Origin of the sequence: Kitasatospora sp. NPDC057512 (assembly GCF_042802135.1) — a bacterium.
Taxonomy (GTDB): domain Bacteria; phylum Actinomycetota; class Actinomycetes; order Streptomycetales; family Streptomycetaceae; genus Kitasatospora.
Window position 1 is genome coordinate 1 of record NZ_JBHVET010000033.1, and the last position, 24,985, is coordinate 24,985.

18 protein-coding genes are annotated in these 24,985 nt (G+C 73.5%); 15 read left to right on the forward strand and 3 right to left on the reverse strand.

From position 1 onward, the window contains the following. Positions 1-38 precede the first annotated feature (38 nt). Positions 39-1,157 carry a trypsin-like serine peptidase gene (locus ACFU6K_RS04350; protein ID WP_380660820.1) on the reverse strand — a complete coding sequence of 373 codons (1,119 nt, stop codon included), beginning with the start codon at positions 1,155-1,157 and terminating at the stop codon, positions 39-41. Between the two features lie 54 nt (positions 1,158-1,211). Next, the gene (locus ACFU6K_RS04355; RefSeq protein WP_380660821.1) at positions 1,212-2,405 is read right to left on the reverse strand and encodes a trypsin-like serine peptidase; all 1,194 of its coding nucleotides are present in this window, start codon (positions 2,403-2,405) and stop codon (positions 1,212-1,214) included. Positions 2,406-2,817: 412 nt separating this feature from the next. On the opposite strand from ACFU6K_RS04355, the gene ACFU6K_RS04360 reads away from it, so the two are divergent. From ACFU6K_RS04360 to ACFU6K_RS04380, 5 genes are read left to right on the forward strand one after another with little or no spacing between them, the layout of a single operon-like run. Continuing rightward, the gene (locus ACFU6K_RS04360; protein ID WP_380660822.1) at positions 2,818-4,632 is read left to right on the forward strand and encodes an IucA/IucC family protein; all 1,815 of its coding nucleotides are present in this window, start codon (positions 2,818-2,820) and stop codon (positions 4,630-4,632) included. After that, on the forward strand, positions 4,632-5,237 hold the full coding sequence (locus tag ACFU6K_RS04365; protein ID WP_380660823.1) for a GNAT family N-acetyltransferase: 606 nt from the start codon (positions 4,632-4,634) through the stop codon (positions 5,235-5,237). Before ACFU6K_RS04360 ends, ACFU6K_RS04365 begins: the two co-directional genes overlap by 1 nt. Positions 5,238-5,246: 9 nt before the next feature. Beyond that, positions 5,247-6,680, forward strand: a complete 1,434-nt coding sequence (locus tag ACFU6K_RS04370) for a lysine N(6)-hydroxylase/L-ornithine N(5)-oxygenase family protein (protein WP_380660824.1) — start codon at positions 5,247-5,249, stop codon at positions 6,678-6,680. Next, complete coding sequence (locus ACFU6K_RS04375) at positions 6,658-8,481, forward strand: IucA/IucC family protein (RefSeq protein WP_380660825.1); 1,824 nt, start codon at positions 6,658-6,660, stop codon at positions 8,479-8,481. Before ACFU6K_RS04370 ends, ACFU6K_RS04375 begins: the two co-directional genes overlap by 23 nt. Before the next feature lie 12 nt (positions 8,482-8,493). Then, positions 8,494-10,623 carry an ATP-dependent DNA helicase gene (locus ACFU6K_RS04380; protein ID WP_380660826.1) on the forward strand — a complete coding sequence of 710 codons (2,130 nt, stop codon included), beginning with the start codon at positions 8,494-8,496 and terminating at the stop codon, positions 10,621-10,623. A 222-nt stretch (positions 10,624-10,845) separates the two neighbouring features. On the opposite strand, the gene lexA is transcribed toward ACFU6K_RS04380, so the two are convergent. Beyond that, positions 10,846-11,727, reverse strand: a complete 882-nt coding sequence (gene lexA / locus ACFU6K_RS04385; protein ID WP_310593172.1) for a transcriptional repressor LexA — start codon at positions 11,725-11,727, stop codon at positions 10,846-10,848. A gap of 354 nt (positions 11,728-12,081) precedes the next feature. On the opposite strand from lexA, the gene nrdR reads away from it, so the two are divergent. The 10 genes from nrdR (at position 12,082) to ACFU6K_RS04435 (ending at position 24,832) form a co-directional block, all read left to right on the forward strand. After that, entirely contained in the window at positions 12,082-12,582 is a 501-nt protein-coding gene (gene nrdR / locus ACFU6K_RS04390) for a transcriptional regulator NrdR (protein ID WP_380660827.1), read from the forward strand. 205 nt (positions 12,583-12,787) lie between these two features. Beyond that, positions 12,788-15,679 carry a vitamin B12-dependent ribonucleotide reductase gene (locus ACFU6K_RS04395; protein WP_380660828.1) on the forward strand — a complete coding sequence of 964 codons (2,892 nt, stop codon included), beginning with the start codon at positions 12,788-12,790 and terminating at the stop codon, positions 15,677-15,679. A 187-nt stretch (positions 15,680-15,866) separates the two neighbouring features. Then, positions 15,867-16,631, forward strand: a complete 765-nt coding sequence (locus tag ACFU6K_RS04400) for an SDR family oxidoreductase (protein WP_380660836.1) — start codon at positions 15,867-15,869, stop codon at positions 16,629-16,631. Positions 16,632-16,934: 303 nt separating this feature from the next. Continuing rightward, on the forward strand, positions 16,935-18,818 hold the full coding sequence (locus ACFU6K_RS04405; protein WP_380660830.1) for an ATP-binding protein: 1,884 nt from the start codon (positions 16,935-16,937) through the stop codon (positions 18,816-18,818). Continuing rightward, on the forward strand, positions 18,818-19,252 hold the full coding sequence (locus ACFU6K_RS04410; protein WP_380660831.1) for a roadblock/LC7 domain-containing protein: 435 nt from the start codon (positions 18,818-18,820) through the stop codon (positions 19,250-19,252). Before ACFU6K_RS04405 ends, ACFU6K_RS04410 begins: the two co-directional genes overlap by 1 nt. 73 nt (positions 19,253-19,325) lie before the next feature. Next, on the forward strand, positions 19,326-19,694 hold the full coding sequence (locus tag ACFU6K_RS04415) for a DUF742 domain-containing protein (protein WP_380660832.1): 369 nt from the start codon (positions 19,326-19,328) through the stop codon (positions 19,692-19,694). 136 nt (positions 19,695-19,830) lie between these two features. Then, entirely contained in the window at positions 19,831-20,529 is a 699-nt protein-coding gene (locus ACFU6K_RS04420; protein ID WP_380660838.1) for an ATP/GTP-binding protein, read from the forward strand. Next, complete coding sequence (locus ACFU6K_RS04425; RefSeq protein ID WP_380660833.1) at positions 20,526-21,770, forward strand: cytochrome P450; 1,245 nt, start codon at positions 20,526-20,528, stop codon at positions 21,768-21,770. The genes ACFU6K_RS04420 and ACFU6K_RS04425 overlap by 4 nt, the downstream gene beginning before the upstream one ends. 127 nt (positions 21,771-21,897) lie before the next feature. Further along, positions 21,898-23,112, forward strand: coding sequence for a cytochrome P450 (locus ACFU6K_RS04430; RefSeq protein ID WP_380660834.1), 1,215 nt, complete (start codon positions 21,898-21,900; stop codon positions 23,110-23,112). A 385-nt stretch (positions 23,113-23,497) separates the two neighbouring features. Further along, a complete protein-coding gene (locus ACFU6K_RS04435) occupies positions 23,498-24,832 on the forward strand; it encodes an ABC transporter substrate-binding protein (RefSeq protein ID WP_380660835.1) in 1,335 nt (444 codons plus the stop codon). Positions 24,833-24,985: the final 153 nt, after the last annotated feature.

Below are 24,985 nucleotides of genomic sequence, written 5' to 3' on the forward strand. Positions count from 1 at the left end.
GTGTATAAGAGACAGGGGCCCCTGCCGTTCCGGCGCCGCTACCGGACGTTCTTGGCGAAGTAGTCGAAGGCCTGCTTCGCCTGGTCCTGGAGGGAGGGGCCGGCCTGGTAGCCGGCCGGGTTGCGGTTGCCGACCGCGCCGACGCTGACCAGGTTGGGCTTGCCGTCCCGGATGACGAACCAGCCGCCGCCGGCGGCGCCCGCCGTCATGGTGCAGCCGATCACGTACATCGGCGGGCGGTCCCGGTCGAAGGAGAGCAGCCCGGGGGCGAGCGGGGAGTCGCAGTGTTCGAGCTCCAGGCCGTCGAACGGCCGCTCGGCCGGGTAGCCGTAGGCGGCGGTCCCGGTGATCTGGTCGCGCGGGGCGTTGAACCAGATCGGCACCGAGCCGCCGACCGTCTCCTCCAGGGACCTGCCGGAGCCGTCCTCACCGCGCACCCGCAGGACGCCGTAGTCGTACTGGTGGTGGGCGCCGACGCCGCTCTCCTGGAGCCAGGTCGGCGAGACCAGCGCGCGCACCGCCGTCCACCGGCCGTACGGGGCGGCCTGCCGGTCGGCGTTCGCCCTGCCGTGGACCACCTGGCCGTCCCGGTTGAAGCCGGGCACGAAGACCGGGTTCTTCAGCCAGCCGCCGCCCTTGCCGTCGTGCAGGCAGTGCGCGGCGGTGTAGACGAGGTTGCTGCGGCCGGGGTTGACCGGGTCGGAGACCACGGTGGCGGAGCAGGACACGTCGCCCTGCGGCGTGGTCGCGAAGAGCCGGCCGACCACCGAGCCGACCGGTCCGTACGGGTGCGGCTGCGGCTTGGCCGGGACGGCGGCGGGCGGGGCGTCCCGCTCGACGCCGGCCGCCGCGGGGGCGGTCAGCGAGTACTCCGGGGTGGGCCGGGGCCTGGCGGCGTCCATCCGGGCCGCCGTCCAGGCGCCGGGCGCCGCGTCGTTGGCGAAGGCGCTGTCGGCGACGTAGCGGGCCCAGTCGTCCACCTTCCAGCCGCTCAGGTCGCCCGGGCTGGTCGGCGACGACCTGGGCAGGGCGAGCGGCGCGGTGGCGGGCCGGGCGGGGCCGTCCGGGCCGCACCCGGCCGCGCCCAGCGCGAGCGCGGCGAGCAGCGCGGCGCCGCCCGTCGCGGCCCGGCGCCGCCGGCTGGTGGTTCTCGGCATGCTGGCTCGTCCCCCCGTGCTGTGCTGGTGGTTCGCTACCGCCCCCGGTGGCGGCTACTTCTTGGAGATCCAGTCCAGCGCCTGCCGGGCGACCGCCTCCAGGTACGGGCCGCTCAGCGAGGTGTGCTCCTGGGTGCCGATCGAGGTGTTGCTGACCAGGGCGGTCCTGCCGTCCGGCATGGTGGCGAACCAGCCGCCGCCGCTGGCGCCCTGGGTCATGGTGCAGCCGATGGTCAGCATGGTCGGGCGCTTGGCGTCGAAGGAGAGCCGGGTGGGCTTGCCGCCGTCGCACTTGTACAGCTCCTGGCCGTCGAACGGCTTGGCGAGCGGGTAGCCGGTGGCCGAGACCTTCAGCTGGTCGCGCGGCGCGTCGAACCAGACCGGGACGGCCGAACCGACCGTCTCCTCCAGGGACTTGCCGGTGTCGTTCTGGTTGTGCACCCGCATGACCGCGAAGTCGTACTGGTTGGCGGCGTCGCCGGTGCCGCCGCCCTCGACCATCCACTGCGGCGAGGTGGTGACCTGGTCGGCCCACCAGGTGCCGAGCGGGGCCAGCTCGGACAGCGGGGCCCGCTTGCCGCCGCTGGAGGCGCCGGAGTTGTTGTAGGCGGGCACGAAGACCAGGTCCTTGTAGAAGTTCCCGCCCTTGCCCTCGTGCACGCAGTGCCCGGCCGTCCAGACCAGGTTGCTCCTGCCCGGGTGCTGGGGGTCGGCGATCACCGTCGCCGAGCAGTTGCCGCGGCCGCCCTGGGCGGAGAAGAACACCTTGCCGGAGGGCTGCTTCAGGTACGGGCGGGGCACCGTCACGGCCTTGACCGCCGGGGGCTCGGGGTCGGTCACGCCGTCGTCGGTGGCCGGCTTGGGGGTGGCGGGGGCCGGCTTGGCGGCGGGCGGGGCCGGGTCGGCGGGCTTGGAGTCGCCCATCTTGTCCGGGTCCCAGAAGTCCTTCACCACCGGGTTGTTGAAGACGTGCTTGGACGCCCACTTGTCCCAGTCCTCGTACTTCCACTTCTTCAGGTCGTCCCAGCTCCTGGGCAGTCCCTCCAGCAGGCTGGTCGGCAGCCCGGACGGGAGCGGGATCCCGCCGATCACACCGCCCGAACCCGCGGCCTGGGTCGCCTCGGAGGAGGGCGGCGGCGCGGGGCTGGTCCCGCCGCCCGCCGGGCCGTCCGGCCCGCAGGCGGTCACGGCGAGCAGGGTGCCCGCGGCCAGAGCGGCGGCCAGGGCTGACCGGTGGATCGTGGGCATCTGTGCGCTTCCCCCTGTGCTCGGTCGGTCGGTGCCGGTCGGTGCCGGGCCGCCCGGTGGTGTCACGGCCGGCGGTTCCGTACCGCGGTGGTGCGTGTCCGGCCGGTTCGCGGTGCGGCGTTTCGCCGCCATGGAGTCTTCCATCGCGGACGAGGACGGCGCTGCCCGCCCCCCGGGTTGCGGTGCGGACCGGTGGTCACCGATCCGTGATCCGGGGCCGCCCGGTCAGCCGACGCAGCAGGGTATCCGGCCCCGTTGGTGGACAATCCCCGATCTTCACCCTGACGAGTGAGCCGTCCTTGTGATCACCCGTCAGGGATAGGTAACCCTTACCTGACGCGACGGTGCGAGCGCCCGCCGACCCCTCCACCACAGTGCGCGTCCGCACCCCCACGCGCCCCAAGGAGCAGCCTTGAGCACCGCCGCCCTCACCGTCGCCCCGCCCGTACCGTCGCCCACCGTGGAGCGGGCCCACGGGCACGACCTCCTGCTGCACCCCGACCCGGCCGTCGCCGCCGAACAGGCCGGACTGGAGGCCCTGCTGCGCTGCTGGACCCGGGAGACCGGAGCCCGGCCCGGCCCGGACGGCCGGCTGCGGATCGCCGTCCTCGGCGGGGCCGCCCGGCTCACCGCCCCGGTCCGCTACTGGTCGCCCGGCGGCTGGCACCGCTTCGGACCCGCCACCCTCGCGGTCGGGGACGGCAGCGCCGCCGGGGACGTCCGCGAGGCCCCGGTGGACGCCGTCACCGCCGCCGCGCTGCTCGCCGCCGCGGCCGCCGAACGGCCCGACCCCGGCCAGGTCGCCGACCTGGCCGCCAGGGTCGGCGACTCGGTCGTGCGCACCGCCGAGATCCTCGCCCACCGCCGCACCGCCGCCGTGCCCGGCGGGCCGGAGCGCTCGCACTTCCTCGCCGCCGAGCAGTCCCTGCTGCTCGGCCACCCGCTGCACCCCACGCCGAAGAGCCGCGACGGCCTCGGCCCGGCCCAGAGCGCCGCCTACTCGCCCGAACTGCACGGCTCCTTCCAACTGCACTGGTACGCGGTGGACCGCGAGCTGCTCGCGGCCGGCTCCGCCGTCGCCGAGAGCGCCGAACGGCTCACCGCCGGGCTGCTCGACGGCGCCGTCCCGCTGCCGCCCGGCACCGCCGCCGTCCCGCTGCACCCCTGGCAGGCCCGCGAACTCGCCCACCGCCCGGCCGTCGCCGCCCTGCTCGCCGACGGGCTGCTGCACGACCTCGGTCCGGCCGGCGAGCCCTGGTACCCCACCTCCTCGGTGCGCACCGTCTACCGGCCCGGCACCCCGTGGATGCTCAAGCTCTCGCTGGGCCTGCGGATCACCAACTCCCGCCGGGAGAACCTGCGCAAGGAACTGCACCGCGGCCTGGAGATGCACCGGCTGCTGGAGAGCGGGCTGGCCGCCGAGTGGCGGACCGCCCACCCCGGCTTCGACATCGTCCGCGACCCGGCCTGGATCGGCGTCGACCACCCCGCCCTCGGCGACCCGGGCGGCCTGGACACCGTGCTGCGCGCCCAGCCCTTCGCGCCCACCGACCGGGCGCTGTGCGTCGCCGGCCTGGTCGCCGAACAGCCGCTGGGCACCGGCGACACCGTGCCCTCCCGGCTCGGCGACACCCTGCGGGCCCTGGCCGTCCGCTGCGCCCGCCCGCTGCCGACGGTGGCCGCCGAATGGTTCCTGCGCTACCTGGACGCGGTCGTGCTGCCCATCCTCTGGCTGGACGGCCGGGGCGGCATCGCCCTGGAGGCGCACCAGCAGAACAGCCTCGTGCTGCTGGACGCCGAGGGCTGGCCCTGCGGCGGCCGCTACCGCGACAACCAGGGCTACTACTACCGGGAGAGCGCCGCCGCGCGGCTCGCCGCCCGGCTGCCCGGACTCGGCGCGGACAGCGACACCTTCCTGCCGGACGAGGTGATCGACCACCACTTCGCCTACTACCTCGGCATCAACCACGTGCTCGGCCTGATCGGTGCCTTCGGCTCCCAGCGGCTCGCCGACGAGACGGTGCTGCTGGCCGCGCTGCGCCGGTTCCTGGCCGGCCCGCGGGCCGCCGCCACCGGCTCGGCGCTGCCCGCGCTGCTGCTGGACGCGCCCGCGCTGCCCTGCAAGGCCAACCTGCTCACCCGGGTCAACGGCATGGACGAACTGGTCGGCCCGGTCGCCAGCCAGTCCGTGTACGTGGACATCCCCAACCCGGTGGCGGGTGCCTGATGACGGACGACGGGTGCCGGGTGCCGGACGGCCTGTCCGGGTGGGGCGCCGTCCCCACCCCGGCCGGCGAGTTCCGGCTCGGCCCGGTCCGGCTGCCCGCCGACCTGGCGCTGCTCGCCGGGTGGATGAACGACCCCGAGGTCGACGCCTTCTGGGAGCTCGCCGGACCGCCGGACGTCACCGAACGGCACGTCCGGGCCCAACTGGACGGCGACGGCCGCAGCCTCCCGTGCCTCGGCCTGCTCGACGGCGAGCCGATGAGCTACTGGGAGGTCTACCGCGCCGACCTCGACCCGCTCGCCGCGCACTACCCGGCCCGGCCGTACGACACCGGCGTGCACCTGCTGCTCGGCCCCGCCGCCAGCCGCGGCCGCGGCCTGGGCGCCGTCCTCCTGGCCGCCCTCGCAGAATTGATTCTCCGCCGGAATCCGCGCTGCGAACGGGTGGTGGCCGAGCCGGACGTCCGCAACCGGCGGTCCGTCCGGGCCTTCGAACGGGCCGGATTCCGGGCCGCCGCCGAACTCGACCTGCCCGACAAGCGGGCCGCCCTGATGGTCCGCGACCGGGCCGACGGGCCCGCCGCGCAGGCCCAACTCCCCGCCTAGGACGACCCTGTGGACACCTCGACACCCCCTCCGTACGACCTGCTCGGCGTCGGCATCGGCCCGTTCAACCTCTCGCTCGCCGCGCTCGCCGAGCCCGTCCCCGGCCTGCGCACGCTCTTCTGCGACCAGCGCCCGGAGTTCCGCTGGCACCCCGGGATGCTGGTCGACGGGGCCCGGATGCAGGTGCCGTTCCTCGCCGACCTGGTCTCCCTGGTCGACCCGACCAGCCCGTGGTCCTTCCTCAACTACCTGCGCGACCAGGACCGGCTGTTCCCGTTCTACTTCGCCGAGCGCTTCCAGCTGCCGCGCCGCGAGTACGACCACTACTGCCGCTGGGCCGCCGAGCGGCTGGCCAACTGCCGCTTCGGCACCGAGGTCACCGCCCTGCACTGGGAGGCGCCCTGGTACCGCGCCGAACTGACCGACACCGCGACCGGCCGGCGCTCCGAGGTCAGGGCCCGCAACCTCGCCCTCGGCGTCGGCACCCGGCCGGTGCTGCCCGAGGCCTTCACCGCGCTGGCCGGCCACCCGCGGGCCTTCCACTCCGCCGAGTACCTGGACCGCCGCGCCGACCTGGCCGGCGCCCGCGACATCACCGTGGTCGGCAGCGGGCAGTCCGGCGCCGAGGTCTTCCTCGACCTGCTCCGGCGCCACGAGGGCGACGACGTCCGGCTGCGCTGGCTCACCCGGACCAGGGCGCTCGCCCCCATGGAGTACTCCAAGCTCGGCCTGGAGCACTTCACCCCCGACTACACCCGCTACTTCCACGGCCTGCCCGCGGCCGTCCGGGACGCGCTGGTCGCCGCCCAGTGGCAGCTGCACAAGGCCGCCAGCGCCGAGACCCTCGCCGAGATCCACGACCACCTCTACGAGCGCACCATCGGCCGCCCGATCGACGCCGCCCCGGTCGAGATCACCCCCGGCACCGCCGTCACCGCCGCCCGCCCCGGCCCCTGCGGCAGCCTCGAACTGCACTGCCGGCACACCGACTCCGGCGCCGAGCACCTGCTGCGCACCGACGCCGTGGTGCTCGCCACCGGCTACCGGGCCGCCCGCCCGGCCGCGCTCGAACCGCTCGTCGAACTGATCGACTGGGACGAGGCCGGGCGCTACCGGGTCGACCCCGACCACCGGGTCGCCACCCGGCCCGGGCTCACCGGCGGGCTGTACGTCCAGAACGCCGAACTGCACACCCACGGCGTCGGCACCCCCGACCTCGGACTCGGCGCCCACCGGGCCGCCGTCATCCTCAACGCCGTCACCGGACGCACCGTCCACCGGCTGCCCGGCCGCACCGCCTGGACCGGCTTCGCGCCGCCCGGCGCCGCTGGTCCCGTCGAGCCCGCTTCCGTCGAGCCCGCCTCCGTCGGTCCCGTCGAACAGCCCACCCCCGCCGTCCCCCGCCCCCAGGAGTTGACCCGTGCCGCAACCGTCGGCCGCTGAACCGCCGCTCCACCTGCCCCCGCACCTCACCGCCGGGCACTGGCAGCGGGCCGGCCGCGCCCTGCTGGCCAAGATGCTGGGCGAGTTCGCCTACGAGGAACTGCTCCGACCCGTCCCCGACGACGCGCCCGGCGAGTACCGGCTCGAGCTGCCCGAGGCCGAGTACCGCTTCACCGCCCGGCGCGGCTCCTACGACAGCTGGCAGGTCGACCCGGACTCCGTCCGCTGCTCCCGCCCGGACGGCCTGGACCCGCTGCGCTTCCTCCCGTACGCCCGGCAGACCCTCGGCCTGCGCGGCGAGACCACCGGCCACCTGATCCGCGAGCTCTCCGCCACCCTCACCGCCGACGCCCGCCAGCTCGCCACCGCGCTGACCGCCGCCGAACTCGCCGACCTCGACCACACCGCGCTGGAGGGCCGGCAGACCGGCCACCCCTGGATCGTCCCCAACAAGGGCCGGATCGGCTTCTCCGCCGCCGACGCCGCCCGCTGGGCCCCGGAGGCCCGCAGCCCGCGCCCGCTGCCGTGGATCGCCGTGCACCGCCGGCTCGCCGAGTACCGCGGCGTGCCCGGCCTGGAGCGGCCCGAGCAGCTGTACGCCCGCGAGCTCGACGACGTGGACGCGCTGCGCGCCGCGCTCGGCCCGGACGCCGAGGACTACCTGCTGCTGCCCGTCCACCCCTGGCAGTGGGACGAGACGGTCCTGCCGCTGTTCGCGCCCTGGATCGCCTCCGGCGAGATCGTCCTGCTGCCCTCGGACGGCGACCCACGGCTGCCCCAGCAGTCCATCCGCTCCTTCTTCAACACCGCCCACCCCGAGCGCTGCACCGTCAAGCTGCCGCTGTCCATCCTCAACACCCTGGTCTGGCGCGGCCTGCCGGTCGAGCGCACGCTGGCCGCGCCCGCCGTCACCGCCTGGCTGCTCGGGCTGCGCGACGCCGACCCGTACCTGCGCGACGAGTGCCGGGTGATCCTGCTCGGCGAGATCGCCTCCGTCACCGTCGACCACCCGCTCTACCGCGAGCTGCCCGAGGCGCCGTACCAGTACAAGGAGCTGCTCGGCGCGATCTGGCGCCAGCCGCTCGGCCCCTTCCTGGACGGCGGCGAGCGGGCCCGCACCCTGGCCTCGCTGCTGCAGACCGGCTCCGACGGGCGGGCGCTCGCCGCCGAGCTGATCGACCGCTCCGGCCTGCTCCCCGGCGACTGGACCGCCCGGCTGTTCGCCGCGATGATGCCGCCGCTGCTGCACTTCCTCTACCGCTACGGGCTGGTCTTCTCCCCGCACGGCGAGAACGCCATCGTGGTCTTCGACCCCACCGACGCGCCGGTCCGGCTCGCGGTCAAGGACTTCGTGGACGACGTCAACCTCAGCGCCCAGAACCTGCCCGAACTGCACGCCCTGCCCGACGAGGTGGCCGAGGTGCTGCTGCGGGAGAGCCCGCAGGGGCTCTGCCAGTTCATCCACGCCGGGCTGTTCATCGGCGTGTTCCGCTTCCTCGCCCCGCTGCTGGAGGCGCAGACCGGACTGCCCGAGACCGAGTTCTGGGCCCTGCTGCGCGCCGAGGTGCTGCGCTACCAGGACCGCTTCCCCGAGCTGCGCGAGCGCTTCGAGCTGTTCGACCTGTTCCGCCCCCGGATCGACCGGCTCTGCCTCAACCGCAACCGGCTGCTGATGGACGGCTACCAGGACCGCCCGCACCGCCCGCACGCCGCCCGGTACGGGACCGTGCCGAACGCGCTGGTCGCCGTGGACGTGCGGATGCCCGGGCAACGGGACCGGATTGTCACCCCCGCCCCGTAGGCTGGGAGCGTCATGACGAACGACTCCGAATCCCACGACTCCGAATCCCAGCGGGCGGCAGTCCTCGGCGACGAGGCCGAGGAAGCCGTCGCCGTCCCGCGCTCGCGGATCCCCGAACTGCTGCACGCCGCGGTGGCGGCCGTCGGCGGTGTGGAGCGCCCCGGCCAGGTCCGGATGGCCGAGGCCGTCGCCGACGCCGTCGACCACGCCGAGCACCTGCTCGTCCAGGCCGGCACCGGCACCGGGAAGTCCCTGGCCTACCTGGTGCCCGCGCTCGCCCACGGCGACCGGGTGGTGGTCGCCACCGCCACCCTGGCGCTGCAACGCCAGCTGGTGGAGCGGGACTTGCCGCGCACCGTCGAGGCGATGCACCCGGTGCTGCGCCGCCGCCCGCTGTTCGCGATGCTCAAGGGCCGCTCCAACTACCTGTGCCTGCACCGGGCCAACGAGGGCACCCCGAGCGACGAGGGCGAGGGCCTGTTCGACCCGGTGGACGCGCTCGGCGGGCCCACCGGGAAGCTCGGCAAGGACGTGCTGCGGCTGCGCGACTGGGCCGACGAGACCGACACCGGGGACCGCGACGACCTCAGCCCCGGCGTCTCCGACAAGGCCTGGGCCCAGCTGTCGGTCACCTCCAAGGAGTGCCTCGGTGCCACCCGCTGCCCGTACGGGCAGGAGTGCTTCGCGGAGAAGGCGCGGGAGCGGGCCAAGCTGGCGGACGTCGTGGTCACCAACCACGCGATGCTCGCGATCGACGCGATCGAGGGCGCGCCGGTGCTGCCCGAGCACGGGCTGCTGATCGTGGACGAGGCGCACGAGCTGGTCAACCGGGTCACCGGCGCGGCCACCGCCGAGCTGACCGTCGGCGCCGTCAACCGGGCGGTGAAGCGGGCCGCGCGGCTGGCCAACGAGAAGGCGGTCGACGCGCTCCAGGCCGCCGCCGAGAACTACCACGGCCTGATGGAGACCGCCCAGCCCGGCCGGGTCGAGGAGCTGCCCGAGTACCTCGCGTACGCGGTCACCGCGATCCGGGACGCCTCCCGCCAGGTGATCAGCTCGCTGGGCGAGACCAGGGACAAGGGGCTCAGCGACGAGGACGCCGTCCGCAAGCAGGCGATGGCCTCGGCCGAGGCGCTGCACGAGACGGCCGAGCGGCTGCTGGAGGACTCCGAGTACGACGTGGTCTGGATCGAGCGCAGCGACCGCTACGGGCTGGGCACCGCCTCGCTGCGGGTCGCCCCGCTGAGCGTCTCCGGGCTGCTGCGCGAGGGGCTGTACAAGGAGCGCTCGGTCGTCCTCACCTCGGCCACGCTCAAGCTCGGCGGGGACTTCAACGGCGTCGCCGCCTCGGTCGGCCTGCCCTCCGAGACGCGGCTGCCGGACGTCCGCACCGCCGGGGACAACCCGGACGCCGACGCGGGCTTCGGCGAGGACGCGGTGCCGCACTGGCGCGGGATCGACGTCGGCTCGCCGTTCAAGTACCCCAAGCAGGGCATCCTGTACGTCGCCAAGCACCTGGCCGACCCCGGGCGCGATCCCGAACGTCCGGACATGCTGGACGAGTTGGCCGAGCTGATCGGCGCGGCCGGCGGGCGGACGCTGGGCCTGTTCTCCTCGATGCGCGGCGCCCAGACGGCCGCCGAGGCGATGCGCGAGCGGCTGGACCACCGCGTCCTGCTCCAGGGCGAGGACACCCTGGGCGAGCTGATCCGGGAGTTCGCCTCGGACGCGACGACCTGCCTGTTCGGCACGCTCTCGCTCTGGCAGGGCGTGGACGTGCCCGGCTCGGCCTGCCAGCTGGTCGTGATGGACCGGATCCCGTTCCCCCGGCCGGACGACCCGCTGATGAGCGCCCGCCAGAAGGACGTCGAACAGCGCGGCGGGAACGGCTTCATGGCCGTCGCGGCGACGCACGCGGCGCTGCTGATGGCGCAGGGCGCGGGCCGGCTGGTGCGCGCGGCCGACGACCGGGGCGTGGTCGCGGTGCTGGACCCGCGGGTGGAGACCAAGCGGTACGGGGGCTTCTTCCGCTCCTCGATGCCGGAGTTCTGGTACACCACGGACCGCAACCAGGTGCGTCGCTCGCTGGCGGCGATCGACGCCTCGGCGGCGCCGGTGCGGCCGGTGGTGAAGCGGGGCTGAGGGCCCCGGCCGCCCGGCCCGCCCGGCCCGCCCGGCCCGTGGAACGCCGGAGGGGCTCCCCGCGCGCTGCGGAGGAGCCCCTTCCCGGTGTGTGTGGTGGTGCGGTGAGTGCTGGTGCGCGCCGAGGCGGCGCGGGTGCGCTCAGCGGAGCAACAGGGCCGCTCAGCGGAGCACAGGGCCGCTCAGCGGAGCACAGGGCCGCTCAGCGGAGCACAGGGCCGCTCAGAGGCGGCGCAGGACCGCGACGACCTTGCCCAGGATGGTCGCGTTGTCGCCGTTGATCGGCTCGTACGCCGGGTTGTGCGGCATCAGCCAGATCCGGCCGTCCTCGCGCTTGAGCCGCTTGACGGTGGCCTCGCCGTCGATCATCGCGGCCACGATGTCGCCGTTCTCGGCGACCGGCTGGCGGCGCACGGTGACCCAGTCGCCGTCGCAGATGGCCGCCTCGATCATCGAGTCGCCGCGCACGGTGAGCGCGAACAGCTCGCCCTCGCCGACCAGCTGGCGGGGCAGCGGGAAGACGTCCTCGACCGTCTGCTCGGCCAGGATCGGCCCGCCGGCGGCGATCCGGCCGACCAGCGGGACGTAGGAGGTGGAGGGGCGGCCGGCCGTCTCGGCGGTGTTCGGACGGGCCACCTCGACACCGCGGACCTCGTAGGCGCGCGGACGGTGCGGATCCCGGCGCAGGAAGCCCTTGCGCTCCAGGGCCATCAGCTGGTGGGCGACCGAGGAGGTGCTGGAAAGGCCGACGGCCTGGCCGATCTCGCGCATGGACGGCGGGTAGCCACGGCGCTGGACGGAATCCCGGATGACCTCGATCACCCGGCGCTGGCGCTCGGTGAGGCCGGCCTCGTCGGTGCGGATGCCGGGGGGGCGACCGGGCATCGCCCGGGCGGGGGAGGTGTGGGAGTCGTCCATGGCGGTGGAGTGTTCGATCGGCTGGTCGGGAACGCGGGTCGCCCCGGAAAGGGCCGCGCCGGAGAGGCGGTGGTCTTCGCTACGGTCCATGCTGCTGTCCACACCCTGCTGATTCGTGGTGCGCTGCCCCACCTTGAACTGGGAGTGTTCCTGCACCGGGATGGTGTTGCTTTCGATCGTGTTCACGGCGGCCCCTCTCGACGGCTGTCCTCTCCCCTTTTCCAGCCCAACGCGCCTCCTATCGAAAGGTTGCGCCAAACACACGTTCGAGTGAATTATTCGGGAGTTGACTGACTCGATCAAGGCTTTGTTGTACATCGAGTAAATGTTCGAGCGAAACTCGACCCCGGCAGTCTAATCGGCGCCCTCGCGGCATCGACACGCCAAGGCGCCGACCTCCCCCAGACTCCTAGATGTAGTGGCTACAGTCCTCTCCGTGCCCAGTACTAGTGGTCGCCCCGCATGATCAGCTTGCCGAGGCCGGGGGCGCATCGCATAGACTCAACCGGTCCGAACGTTCTGCCAGGGAGGGATCCCGAGGTGCACTGCCCCTTCTGCCGGCACTCCGACAGCCGTGTTGTCGACAGCCGGACCACCGAGGACGGCAGCTGCATCCGCCGTCGTCGGCAGTGCCCGGACTGCGGCCGCCGCTTCACCACGGTGGAGACGGCCGCGCTGATGGTCATCAAGCGCAGCGGCGTCACCGAGCCGTTCTCCCGGCAGAAGGTCATCACCGGCGTCCGCAAGGCCTGCCAGGGCCGGCCGGTCACCGAGGACGCGCTGGCCCAGCTCGGCCAGCGGGTCGAGGAGTGCGTGCGCGCCAGCGGCAGCGCCGAGCTGACCACCCACGACGTGGGGCTGGCCATACTCGGCCCGCTCAAGGAGCTCGACGTGGTCGCCTACCTGCGCTTCGCCTCCGTGTACCAGGCGTACGACGGACTGGAAGACTTCGAGGCCGCCATCGCGGAGCTCCGCGCAGAACGGCCCCGCATCCCCGAGGCGGACGACACCTGCGTGTCCGTGTCCGCCGCCGCGCCCTAGGAGGCGCCGGGCCCCTCGCGGGCCCAGCCATCCGCACCACCACGGCCCCGCGGGGCCCACGCGTGCCCGAAAACGGGGCACAGAACACTACAAACCGTGCGTAAGCAGGCAGGGTCTCCGCCTGCCCGCACACCGGAAGAACGAACCAGCAGTGCCCGGACTTTTCAGGGCACTTCGGGCGTTTGCCCAGGAGGAGGAGCGAGAAGTGACAGACACCACGAGCGGTTCCGCACGCGGGTCGAAGTCCGAGAAGGCCGCGGCCAAGGGCGCCAAGGCCCCGAAGGGCGGTCTCCGGATGGAGCGCATCTACACCACTCCTGGCGTGCACCCGTACGACGAGGTCCGCTGGGAGCGGCGCGACGTCGTCATGACCAACTGGCGTGACGGCTCGATCAACTTCGAGCAGCGCGGCGTGGAGTTCCCCGACTTCTGGTCGGTCAACGCCGTCAACATCGTCACGTCCAAGTACTTCCGCGGCGCCGTCGGCACCCCCCAGCGCGAGTGGAGCCTCAAGCAGATCATCGACCGCGTGGTGCTCACCTACCGCGCCGCCGGCGAGAAGCACGGCTACTTCGCCTCCAAGGACGACGCCGAGATCTTCGAGCACGAGCTGACCCACGCCCTCCTCCACCAGGTGTTCAGCTTCAACTCGCCGGTCTGGTTCAACGTCGGCACCAAGCAGCCCCAGCAGGTCAGCGCCTGCTTCATCCTGTCCGTCGACGACTCCATGGACTCGATCCTCGACTGGTACAAGGAAGAGGGCATGATCTTCAAGGGCGGCTCCGGCGCCGGCCTGAACCTCTCCCGGATCCGCTCCTCCAAGGAGCTGCTCTCCTCCGGCGGCAACGCCTCCGGCCCGGTCTCCTTCATGCGCGGCGCCGACGCCTCGGCCGGCACCATCAAGTCCGGTGGCGCCACCCGCCGCGCGGCCAAGATGGTCGTGCTCGACGTGGACCACCCGGACGTCGAGGCCTTCATCGAGACCAAGGTGAAGGAGGAGGAGAAGATCCGCGCCCTGCGCGACGCGGGCTTCGACATGGACCTCGGCGGGGACGACATCACCTCCGTCCAGTACCAGAACGCCAACAACTCGGTCCGCGTCAACGACGAGTTCATGACCGCCGTCGAGAACGGCACCGAATTCGGCCTGCGCGCCCGGATGACCGGCGAGGTCATCGAGACCGTCGACGCGAAGAAGCTGTTCCGCAAGATGGCCGAGGCCGCCTGGGCCTGCGCCGACCCCGGAATCCAGTACGACACCACGATCAACCACTGGCACACCTGCCCGGAGTCCGGCCGCATCAACGCGTCCAACCCCTGCTCCGAGTACATGCACCTGGACAACTCCAGCTGCAACCTCGCCTCGCTGAACCTGATGAAGTTCCTGCGCGACGACGACTCCTTCGACGCGGCGACCTTCGCCAAGGTCGTCGAGCTGGTCATCACCGCGATGGACATCTCCATCTGCTTCGCGGACTTCCCCACCGAGAAGATCGGCGAGACCACCCGCGCCTACCGCCAGCTCGGCATCGGCTACGCCAACCTCGGCGCCCTGCTGATGGCCACCGGCCACGCCTACGACAGCGAGGGCGGCCGCGCCCTGGCCGGCGCCATCACCTCGCTGATGACCGGCACCGCCTACCGCCGCGGCGCCGAACTCGCCGGCGTGGTCGGCCCCTACGACGGCTACGCCCGCAACGCGGCCCCGCACCAGCAGGTCATGAAGCAGCACGCCGACGCCTCGCTGGACGCCGTCTCCCACGACGACCTGGACGCCCCGGTCTGGCTGGCCGCCAACAAGTCCTGGCAGGACGTGCTGCGCCTCGGCGCGCAGAACGGCTTCCGCAACGCCCAGGCCTCGGTGCTCGCCCCGACCGGCACCATCGGCCTGATGATGGACTGCGACACCACCGGCGTCGAGCCCGACCTGGCCCTGGTCAAGTTCAAGAAGCTGGTCGGCGGCGGCTCGATGCAGATCGTCAACGGCACCGTCCCGCGCGCCCTCAAGCGCCTCGGCTACCAGGACGAGCAGACCGAGGCGGTCGTCGCCCACATCGCCGAGCACGGCAACGTGGTGGACGCCCCGGGCCTGAAGCCGGAGCACTACGAGGTGTTCGACTGCGCGATGGGCGAGCGCGTCATCTCGGCCATGGGCCACGTCCGGATGATGGCCGCGATCCAGCCCTGGATCTCCGGCGCCATCTCCAAGACCGTGAACATGCCCGAGTCCGCCACCGTCGAGGAGATCGAGGAGATCTACTTCGAGGCGTGGAAGATGGGTGTCAAGGCACTCGCCATCTATCGCGATAACTGCAAGGTCGGCCAGCCGCTCTCGGCCAAGAAGAAGGACTCCGAGTCCAAGTCCGAGGCGGCCGCCCCGGCCGCCGTGGTCGAGAAGGTCGTCGAGTACCGCCCGGTCCGCAAGCGCCTGCCCAAGGGCCGTCCGGGCATCACCACCTCCTTCACGGTCGGTGGCGCCGAGGGCTACATGACCGCCAACTCCTACCCGGACGACGGCCTGGGCGAGGTCTTCCTGAAGATGTCCAAGCAGGGCTCGACCCTCGCGGGCATGATGGACGCCTTCTCCATCGCCGTCTCGGTCGGCCTCCAGTACGGCGTGCCGCTGGAGACCTACGTCTCGAAGTTCACCAACATGCGCTTCGAGCCGGCCGGCCTGACCGACGACCCGGACGTGCGGATGGCGCAGTCGATCGTCGACTACATCTTCCGCCGCCTGGCGCTCGACTTCCTGCCGTTCGAGACCCGCTCGGCGCTCGGCATCCACTCCGTCGAGGAGCGCCAGCGCCACCTGGAGACGGGCTCGTACGAGCCGCTGGAGGCCGAGGAGCTCGACACCGAGTCGCTCGCCCAGTCCGCCCCCGTCGCCGCCAAGCCGGCCGCCGTCCCGGCCCCGGCCCCGGCCGTCGAGGCGCCCAAGGCGGCCCCGAAGCAGGCCCACAACTCCACGGAGCTGATGGAGATCCAGCTCGGCCTGAACGCCGACGCCCCGCTCTGCTTCTCCTGCGGCACCAAGATGCGCCGCGCCGGCAGCTGCTACCTCTGCGAGGGCTGCGGCTCCACCAGCGGCTGCAGCTGACCGCGCCCGACCCCGGTGGTCGCCTCCTGAGGTGAACCCCTGAAGCGGGGCGAGGACCTTCATCGGTCCTCGCCCCGCTTTTTCGTGTGTCCTTTCCCGAGCCCCCGGGCGTGCCGATGTCACGTTCTGGGGCGGTGTCCGGTCTGTAGGGGGTGACGGGTTTCCTCAGGGAAGGAGTGGCGCGGTGGTGGGAACGGTGCTGGTGACCGGGGCGACGGGGACGTTGGGGCGGGAGGTGGTGCGGCTGCTGGTGGCGCGCGGGGTGGCGGTGCGGGGGTTGAGCCGGCGGGTGCGGGGCGGGGGCGACGGGGTCGAGTGGGTGGTCGGGGACCTGGTCGGCGGGGCCGGGATGGCGGAGGCGATGGCCGGGGTCGACGTGGTGGTGGACTGCGCGACCACGCAGAGGAAGGCGGACGTGGCCGGGGTCCGGACGCTGGTGGCCCGGGCCCGGGAGGCCGGGGTGCGGCACCTGGTCTACGTGTCGATCGTGGGGATCGACCGGGTGCCGTTCTCCTACTACACGACGAAGCTCGCCTGTGAGCGGGTGGTGCGGGAGTCGGGGCTGGGCTGGACGGTGCTGCGGGCGACGCAGTTCCACGACCTGGTGCTGAAGATCTTCGATGCCTCCGTGAGGCTGCCGGTCCTCCCGGTGCTGAGCGGGGTGAGGTGCCAGCCGGTCGACGTACGGGAGGTGGCCGAGGCGGTCGCGGACCTGGTGGGGGAGGAGCCCGCCGGCTTCGCCCCGGAGGTCGGCGGCCCGCAGGTGCGTTCGTACCGGGAGCTGGCCGAGGCCTACCTGCGGGCGGCGGGCCGGCGCCGACCGCTGCTGCCGCTGCCCCTGCCGGGAGCGACCGGCCGCGGACTGCGGGCGGGCGGCAACCTGACGCCGGATCGGGCGGTGGGCCGGGGGACCTTCGAGGAGGCGCTGGAGCGACGGTTCGGAGGCCGCTGAGGTCGGCGGCCGTCGGCGCAGGGCGGGCGCCCACGGTGTGAGGCGTGGTGTCCGGGTGGGCGTCGGGGGTGTCGTCGTGTGGTGCGGGCGGCGTGAAGAAGGAGATTGGTCGTCAACTGGCCGCTTGAGGCCTATGTCTGAATCGATATGATCGGCCGAAAGCGTGAACCGATCAGACGCCCGGAGACGTTTCGTCACGTCGCCGGGCGGACTGGTATGCGCCCGACCAGCTGTCGGCGGCCGCAACCGTCGCCGACCCGCCGCCCGCGCCGCCGCCCGCCGACGTTGCCGAGGACCGCACCGATGAGAGAAGCCCCCAGCCCCGACGGCCGATCGCGCCGACGGCCCGTGCCGCGCACCGTCGCCCTGACCGCGGCCGCCGTGCTGCTGGCGCTGGTCGCCGCGCCGGTCGGCGTCACCCGGGCGCTCGGCGCGCACCAGCCGCTCACCGCCCTCGCGGTGGGCGCCGTCACGGTGCTCTGGCTGATCGCCGTCGGCCTCGCGGCGGCCGGCGTCGAGCGTTCCCGGGGGTTGGCTGAGGACCTGGCCGCGCAGCACGAGGAGACCCGGGCCGCGCTGGTCGCCGTGGGCACGGCCCGGCGGGCCGAGACGGCCGCCGTCGACCGCGCCGCCGCCGCGTTCGCCGAGCGGGACGCCGCCCGCGCCGGGCAGGCCCGCGCCGAGGCCGACGTCACCACCGCGCACGCCGAGCTGGCCCGGTTGCGGGCCGAACTCGACGCCGAGCGGGCCGGGGCGGAGACGGAGCGGACCCGGGTCGAGGCCGAGCGCGCCGAACTGGCCCGGATCACCGAGGGCGTGCTGCCCGAGGTGGTGACGAAGCTGCGGGCCGGCGCCGCGGTGGACAGTGCGCTGGCCGTCCACCGCAAGCACCCCCAGTACCCGCTGCTGCGCGCCGTCGGCGAGGAGATCGGCCGCGGCGAGCGGCTGCGGGCCGCCGCGCTCGCGGTGTGCGCGACCGCCGCCGGGCGGGTCCAGGCGCTGGCCACGAGCATGCACGCCGAGCTGCGCGAGATGCAGCACCGGCACGACGAGGAGGTCCTCGGCGACCTGCTGAGCCTGGACCACTCGACCGCCCAGGCGGGCCGGATGGCCGACAGCATCGCGGTGCTCACCGGCGCCCGCTCGGGCCGCCGCTGGGCCAAGCCGATCGCGGTGGAGTCGGTGCTGCGCGGCGCGCTCGGCCGGATCGGCGCCTACCAGCGGGTGCGGCTGCACAACGCCAGCACCGCCGCGGTCGCCGGGTACGCGGCCGAGGGCGTGATGCACGCGTTGGCCGAACTGCTGGACAACGCCACCAACTTCTCCGCCCCGCCGGCCGAGGTGCACGTCTACGTCGAGGAGGTGCCCGCCGGGCTGGCGGTCACCGTCGAGGACAGCGGGCTGGGCCTGAGCGACAGTTGGCTGCGCCGGGCCGAACGGGCCGTCTCCGCCGAACCGCTGGACCTCACGACGCTCTCCGCGGGTACCCGCCTGGGGCTGGCGGTGGTCGGGGTGCTGGCGCGCAAGCACGGGCTGCAGATCTCCTTCCGGCCCTCGGCGCGCGGCGGTACCGGCGTGGTGATGCTGATCCCGCAGCAGCTGGTCACCCACCCGGCACCGGCCGCCGCCCCGGCGCCCGTCCAGGTGTCCGTACCGGTGCAGGGGTCGCCCGCGGAGACCGCGCGCCCCGCGCTCACCTCGGCGCGCCCCGCCCCGGCCTCCCTGCTTCCGGCGCCCTCCGCGCAGCGGACCCGCGTCGGGACGCAGGCCGCGGCCGGGACGCGGACCGCCACCACGCCCGCCCTGCCGGCCGCGCCGGCCGCGCCCGTCGTGCCCGCCGCGCCCGTCCGGACGACCGACAGCGGCCTGCCGCAGCGCCGCCGCGGACAGACGCTGGCCACCGCCGCCCCCGCGACGGACCGTTCCGTGAAGCCCGCCGGCACCGACGCGGCGGGTGCGGCCGCCCGGTTCGGCGCGTTCCGCCGGGCCGCCGCCCGCCCGGCGGCGGCCGGGCAGCCCGCTGCCGGGGCGCCGACCGCAGGCCCCGCCGGGGCTCCGGCCAAGGACCTTGCCGGGGCGCCGACCACCGACCGTTCCGGGGCGCCGACCACCGACCGTTCCGGGGTGCCGACCACAGCCCCCGACACCACGCCCGACGCTTCCCCCGTCACCGAGAAGGACACCTGATGAGCAGTGCCACCGACCGTGACCTCGACTGGCTGTTGGAGAACCTGCTGGCGGCGACCCCCGGCACCCGGCACGCCCTGGTGCTCTCCGCCGACGGCCTCAAGCTCTGCCACACCGCCGGACTGAGCACCGACCAGGCCGACCAGCTGGCCGCCATCGCCTCCGGCCTGCAGAGCCTGGCGCACGGCGCCTCGATCGAGTTCGGCGACGGCAGCGGCGGTGTACGGCAGTCGATGACCGAGTTCCACGGCGGCATCCTGTGCATCGTGGCGGCCGGCGAGGGCGCGCACCTGGCGGTGGTCACGGACGACGACGCGGACGTCGGCGTGGTCGGCCACAACATGCACGGCCTGATCGAGCAGATCGGGATCCACCTCAGCGCGCCCGCCCGGGCGGCGGAAGGCGAGGCCGCGCAGGAGAGCGCGGTCATATGAGCGCGCGGAGCGAGCGGACGATCAAGGGGGTCGCGGGGGTCGACGCCCCCGCCGCACGGAGCGAGGTGGGCGCATGAGTCCGGGGCCGGTGCTGCCGGGGCGCGACGACGACCCGGACCGCCTCTACACCATCACCCGGGGCCGCAGCCGGGCTCCGGAGAACGCCTTCGACCTGGTGACCCTGATCGTCGCCGAGCGGCAGCCGGCGCCCGGGATGCAGTCGGAGCACGCCCGGATCCTGCGGATGTGCGAGGCCCCGACCGCCGTGGTGGAGGTGGCGGCGGAACTGGCGCTGCCCGTCTCGGTGGTGAAGATCCTGCTCGGCGACCTGCTGGAGTCCGGGGCGGTCACCGCCCGCCACCCCCGGTTCGCGCCGAACAAGGCCCGGCTGCCCGACCTCGACACGCTGAAGCAGGTGCTGCATGGCCTTCAACAGCTCTGACGTCTCGGCCGCCGGCGGCGTCCAGGTCGCCGTGGAGGCCCGGCCCGCTGCCGACGCCCAGGTCGTCGCCGACGCCCAGGCCGTCAGTGACGCCCAGGCCGTCACTGACGTCCGGCTCGCCGGCGCGCGCACCCCGCTGCGGGCGACCGCCGACAACGCGCTGAAGATCGTCGTGGTCGGCGGCTTCGGCGTGGGCAAGACCACCCTGGTCGGCTCGGTCAGCGAGATCCGCCCGCTGAACACCGAAGAGGTGATGACCAAGGCGGGCGAGGGCATCGACCCGGCCGGTGCCTGGGGCAAGCGCTCCACCACGGTCGCCTTCGACTTCGGCCGGATCACCCTTTCCGAGCGCCAGGTGCTGTACCTGTTCGGTGCGCCCGGGCAGGAACGTTTCTGGTTCCTCTGGGACCGCCTGTTCAGCGGCGCCCTGGGCGCGGTCGTCCTGGTGGACACCCGGCGGCTGGAGGACTCCTGGTACGCGATCGACCGGCTGGAGCACCACGGCACGCCGTTCATCGTGGCCCGCAACAACTTCGGCGAGCCGGGCCACACCCTGGAGCAGGTCCGCGAGGCGCTGGACCTGCCGGCCGAGGTGCCGCTGGTGGACTGCGACGCGCGCGACCGCGAGTCCGGCAAGCGGGTGCTGATCGCCCTGGTCCACCACCTGGCCGCCCTGGCCGGGGCCGACGAGGCTGCCCTGGCCGGAGCCGACGGGACCGCCCTGGCCGATGAAGGCGTCCCGGCCGCTGCCACCGGGGAGGACGAGACGGCCCCGGCCGCGCGGCCCGCCCCGGCAGGGTCCCGTACCGCGATCTACGAGGAGAGCACCCCGTGACCGAGCCCGCCGCCACCCCGCCCCCGGGCTGCCCGGCGCACGCCGGCGCCACGCCGCTGTACGGGCCGCGCTTCCAGACCGACCCGTCCCAGCTCTACCGCGAGCTGCGCGCCGCGCACGGCCCGGTCGCCCCGGTCGAGCTGGCCGGCGGCGTGCCCGCCTGGCTGGTCATCGGCTACCGCGAGCTCCAGCAGGTGACCGGCCGGTCGCAGCTGTTCGGCCGCGACTCCAGCCGCTGGCACGCCTGGGCGACACTGCCCGCCGACTGGCCGCTGAAGCCGATGATGGCGCCCGTCCCCTCGATCCTCTACGCCGAGGGCGAGGAGCACGTCCGGCGTTCGCGCGCGGTCACCGACGCGCTGGCCGGAATCGACCCGTACGAGCTGCGCAAGCACGCCGAGGAGATCGCCGACGGGCTGATCGACGAGTTCGCCGGGCGCGGAGAGGCCGACCTGGTCGCCGAGTACGCGCACCGGATGCCGCTGCTGGTGCTGTGCCGGGTGCTCGGCCTGGACGAGGAGCAGGCGCCGCAGCTGATCGCGGCGCTGCTGGCCATGCTGGACGGCGGCCCGGACGCGCCGGCCGGCGCCCAGCGGCTGCTGGAGCTGATGCTCGCGCTGGTCGAGGAGAAGGCCGAGCACCCGGGCGCCGACGTCGCCTCGCGGATGCTGGCGCACCCGGCCGGGCTGACCCACGACGAGGTGATGCGCGACCTGCGGGTGCTGCTGATCGCCGGCCACCAGCCGAGCTCGTACTGGATCTCCAACGCGCTGCGGCTGATGCTCACCGACGAGCGGTTCGCGGCCTCGCTGGCCGGCGGCCGGCGCAGCATCAGCCAGGCGCTGAACGAGGCGCTCTGGGAGGACACCCCGACCCAGATCTTCGCCGGACGCTGGGCGGTCCGCGACACCCAGTTGGGCGGCCAGCGGATCGGCGAGGGGGACCTGGTCCTGCTCGGCATCGCCGGGGCCAACGCCGACCCGGCGGTCCGGCAGCCGGACGGCCGCCCGGCGGAGGGCAACCGGGCGCACCTGAGCTACTCGTACGGCGAGCACGGCTGCCCGTTCCCGGCCCAGGAGGCGGCCGAGGTGATCGCCACCACCGCGATCGAGGTGCTGCTCGACCGGCTGCCGGACCTGCGGCTGGCGGTGGCCGAGCACGCGCTGGTGTGGCGGCCGTCGGCCTGGGTGCGCGGGCTGGTGGCGCTGCCGGTCTCGTTCACCCCCGGCCACCCGGCCTGATCCACCCGCACCGGCCGTTCGAAAGAGCTTCGAAGAACTTCTCCAGGGCTTCGAAACCTCGAACGGCTTCGAGAGCTTCTCCAGAGCTTCTCCAGAGTTTCTCCAGAGCTTCGAAAGAGAGTCGTCGATGACCGCTGCCCCGGCCCGAATCGCCCTCGACCCGATGGCCCGCGACAACGCGGCCGAGGGCGCCCTGCTGCGGGCCGCCGGCCCGGTGGTGCCGGTCGAGCTGCCCGGCGGGGTCGCCGCCTGGGCGGTGACGCAGCACGCCGCTGCGCGCGACCTGCTCACGGACGCCCGGCTCGTGAAGGACGCCACGCACTGGGCGGCCTACCAGCGTGGCGAGGTCCCGAAGACCTGGCCGCTGATCGGCCTGGCGGTGCCCGGCCCGAGCATGGTGACCACCGACGGCGCCGAGCACCGCCGGCTTCGGGCGCTGGTCGCGCAGGCCTTCACCCCGCGGCGGGTGGAGCTGATGCGTCCGCGCGTCGAGGAGATCACCCACGCGCTGCTGGACGCCCTGGCGGCGGGCGAGTCGCTGGTGGACCTCAAGACGGCCTTCGCCTTCCCGCTGCCGATGACGGTGATCTGCTCGCTGCTGGGCGTGCCGGAGTCGGAGCACGGCCTGCTGCGCGACCTGTACGAGCGGTTCTTCGGCATCAAGCCGAACCCGGAGGGCATCCAGGCGACCGTCGCCGGGCTGAACGCCTTCGTCAACGGCCTGGTGGCGCAGCGCCGTTCGGCTCCCGGCGAGGACCTGGCGAGCGTGCTGCTGGCGGCCGACACCGAGGGCGGGGCGCTGAGCGACGCCGAGGCGGCGGCCACCCTGCGGGTGATCATCGCGGCCGGCCACGAGACCACGGTGAACCTGATCGGCAACGCGGTACGGGCCCTGCTGGCCCACCCGGACCAGCTGGAACTGGTGCGCTCGGGCCGGGTGTCCTGGGACGCGGTGGTGGAGGAGTCGCTCCGCTGGACGCCGCCGACCAGCAACTTCCTGTTCCGGTTCGCCGCCGAGTCCATTCCGGTCGGCGGGGTGGTGATCCCGGCCGGCGAGCCGGTGCTGGTCTCGTACAACGCGATCGGTCGCGACCCGCTCCAGCACGGGGTGACCGCCGAGGTCTTCGACATCACCCGGGACCCGTCCCGCCACCTGTCCTTCGGCCACGGCCCACACGTCTGCCCGGGCTCCCCGCTGGCCCGGCTGGAGGCGGGGGTCGCGCTGCCCGCGCTGTTCGAGCGTTTCCCCGGGCTGTCGCTCGCGGTGCCGGACGCCGAGCTGCGGCCGAGCCCCTCGCTGGTGGTGAACAGCCTGCTGGACCTGCCGGTCCGGCTCTTCTGACGGTTGGTCATATCGCAAGGCCCCGGCTGGATTTATGAGGGATGTCCGGTTGGACGTCCGGCCGGGGCCTTCGGCTTCCGGTCGCGGGTCACGGTCGGGACACCGGCTTGTGAAGGTCGAACGGGGACCTTGGCGGGGGGCGGCGGCTGCGTTAACGTCTTCGATCAGTCCGGCCGCCGTCCGCTCGTGATCCTACCCGTGATCCTGCCCGTGATCCCGTTCCGCGATTCCGTCTCCGTGATGTCCGCGATTCCCTTGAAGGCCCATCTCCGGTACAGCGCAATGTCGTTCAGCCCACCGTCGGCAGCATGCCCTGGCGAGGAGAACCGCATTGACCCTCAACCCGACCGCGCCGCAACCGAATTCACGCCGTCGTCTGGCCGCCGTGCCCGTTCTGGTGGCGGCACTGGCGCTGACCGCGGCCTGCTCCAACAGCTCCGGCGGTTCGGGTGGCGGCGGGGGCGGATCGGCCGCGTCGCTGTCCGGTGACTGCGCCAAGTACCAGCCGTACGCCGGGCACTCGGGCACCACCGTGACGATGTTCGCCTCGATCCTGAGCCCGGAGTCGGACAACCTGGAGAAGTCCTGGGCCGAGTTCGGCAAGTGCACCGGGATCAGGATCAGCTACGAGGGCTCGAACGACTTCGAGTCCCAGCTGCCGGTCCGGGTCTCCGGCGGCAACGCCCCGGACTTCGCGATCATCCCGCAACCGGGCCTGCTGGCACAGATGGTGAAGAGCGGCAAGGTGGTGAAGCCGCCCGCCCAGACCGTCGCCAACCAGGACAAGTGGAGCCCGATCTGGAAGACCTACGGCTCGGTCAACGGCACCTACTACGCGGCCCCGATGAGCGCCAACATGAAGTCCCTGGTCTGGTACTCGCCGAAGGCCTTCACGGCGGCCGGCTACGACGTGCCCAAGACCTGGGCCGACCTGATGGCGCTCAGTGACCGGATCGCCAAGGCCGGCGGGGCCAAGCCGTGGTGCGGCGGCATCGCCTCCGGGACGGCCACCGGCTGGCCGGCCACCGACTGGCTGGAGGAGGTGGTGCTCGGCTCGTACGGCGGCGAGGTGTACGACCAGTGGGTCGGCCACCAGGTGAAGTTCTCCGACCAGAAGATCACCACCGCGATGAAGACGGTCGCCGACTGGATGCAGAACCCGGCCTGGGTCAACGCGGGCTTCGGCGACGTGAAGTCGATCGCCACCACCACCTTCCAGGACGCGGGCACGCCGATCCTGAGCGGCAAGTGCCTGATGCTCCAGCAGGCCTCCTTCTACGAGGCGCAGTGGCCCAAGGGCACCAAGGTCGGCCCGGACGGGGACGTCTTCGCCTTCCACCTGCCCGCGGTGAACCCGTCGGTCGCCAACCCGGTCGAGGGCGGCGGTGAGTTCCTGGCGGCCTTCTCCGGCCGGCCCGAGGTGCAGGCGGTGCAGAACTACCTGTCCAGCTCGGACTGGGCGAGCAGCCGGGTGAAGACCGCGAGCGGCTGGGTCTCGGCCAACCAGGGCGTGGACAAGAGCCTCTACACCGACCCGATCGACAAGCTGTCGGCCGAGGCGCTGACGGACCCGTCGGCGACCTTCCGCTTCGACGGCTCCGACCTGATGCCGGCCGCCGTGGGGGCCGGGCAGGAGTGGAAGTCGCTGACCGCCTGGTTCGCCGAGGGGCAGTCGATCCAGAAGACCGCCGCCGACATCGACGCCGCCTGGCCGCAGTAGCCGGGCCGTCCGTCCTGCTCGGCTCCGGCGCTGGTGTCGGCGCTGGTTCCGGGGCCGGAGCTGAGGGGCCGGGGCCGGTTTCCCGGGGGTCGGGCGCATCGAGGACCACCTGTCGAGGGCGGTGCGGGGCCCCCCCCCCCCACCCCCCCCCCC

Excerpts from the sequence above, each read along its gene's own strand:
- ACFU6K_RS04410 (WP_380660831.1), top strand. The coding sequence starts at position 18,818 with ATGAGCAGTGCCACCGACCGTGACCTCGACTGGCTGTTGGAGAACCTG.
- ACFU6K_RS04380 (WP_380660826.1), top strand. The coding sequence starts at position 8,494 with ATGACGAACGACTCCGAATCCCACGACTCCGAATCCCAGCGGGCGGCA.
- ACFU6K_RS04355 (WP_380660821.1), bottom strand. The coding sequence starts at position 2,405 with ATGCCCACGATCCACCGGTCAGCCCTGGCCGCCGCTCTGGCCGCGGGC.
- ACFU6K_RS04415 (WP_380660832.1), top strand. The coding sequence starts at position 19,326 with ATGAGTCCGGGGCCGGTGCTGCCGGGGCGCGACGACGACCCGGACCGC.
- ACFU6K_RS04350 (WP_380660820.1), bottom strand. The coding sequence starts at position 1,157 with ATGCCGAGAACCACCAGCCGGCGGCGCCGGGCCGCGACGGGCGGCGCC.
- ACFU6K_RS04405 (WP_380660830.1), top strand. The coding sequence starts at position 16,935 with ATGAGAGAAGCCCCCAGCCCCGACGGCCGATCGCGCCGACGGCCCGTG.
- ACFU6K_RS04430 (WP_380660834.1), top strand. The coding sequence starts at position 21,898 with ATGACCGCTGCCCCGGCCCGAATCGCCCTCGACCCGATGGCCCGCGAC.
- ACFU6K_RS04365 (WP_380660823.1), top strand. The coding sequence starts at position 4,632 with ATGACGGACGACGGGTGCCGGGTGCCGGACGGCCTGTCCGGGTGGGGC.